At 58.9% G+C, this 781-nt stretch carries 1 pseudogene; it reads left to right on the top strand.

Going from position 1 to position 781, the window contains the following annotated elements:
- Window positions 1-261: 261 nt before the first annotated feature.
- Window positions 262-687 (top strand): annotated as a pseudogene (locus CJZ98_RS17870) (transposase); the annotation flags it as partial.
- Window positions 688-781 lie beyond the last annotated feature (94 nt).

The raw sequence follows: 781 nt of genomic DNA, 5'->3' as shown, positions 1-781 counted from the left end.
GCTGTGTGCCTGGTGCGTTTCATGGTCGAGTCCCCGGCCCAGTCTGGCCGGATGAGGACTCTCATTCACCCTGGACCGGTTTCCGGGGTCCACGTCACAAAGGCCAAGGACTCATCTCCCTCAACGGTTACAATAGCTACATTATGCATGTGGATTGATTGCTTTTCTCTTCAGAGAAGCTTACGCGAATACTACTAAGGAGACTCTGGAAAACCGGGCGAACCCGCGCATGGATCGCCCTGTGATCGCAGGTCAGGACTGATGGGCGGCAAGCAGCTCGGCTTCTCTGACTACGAGCAGACGACCGCCAAGAAGCAGACAAAACGCGAGAAGTTCCTGGCGGAGATGGAGGAAGTGGTGCCCTGGGGGGATGCCCTCATCGCCCTGATTCAGCCCCACTACCCCAAGACCAGCAAGAAGGGTGGGCGCCCTCCGTACCCGCTGGCCACCATGCTGCGGATCCACCTGTTGCAGCAGTGGTACTCCCTGAGTGATCCGGCCATGGAAGAGGCCCTGATCGAAGTGCCGACCATGCGCCGCTTTGCGGGTATCGACCTGATCAGCGACCGGATCCCTGATGAGACGACAATCCTGACCTTCTGCCACCTGCTGGAGAAGAACGCCCTGGGCGAGCAGATCTTTGAGACGGTCAACACTCACCTCATTGCAAGGGGCATGAGCATGCAGGGCTGATTCAAAGTGTGTCACAGGTGCTCTGGCCTGAGCTGCCAGCATGGGGTTTGGTCGGTGGTATCGCCTCCTCCCTGTGCCCGAAATCGCC

This window comes from Vulcanococcus limneticus LL (assembly GCF_002252705.1).
GTDB lineage: Bacteria > Cyanobacteriota > Cyanobacteriia > PCC-6307 > Cyanobiaceae > Vulcanococcus > Vulcanococcus limneticus.
This window is presented reverse-complemented; position numbering and strand designations above follow the sequence as displayed.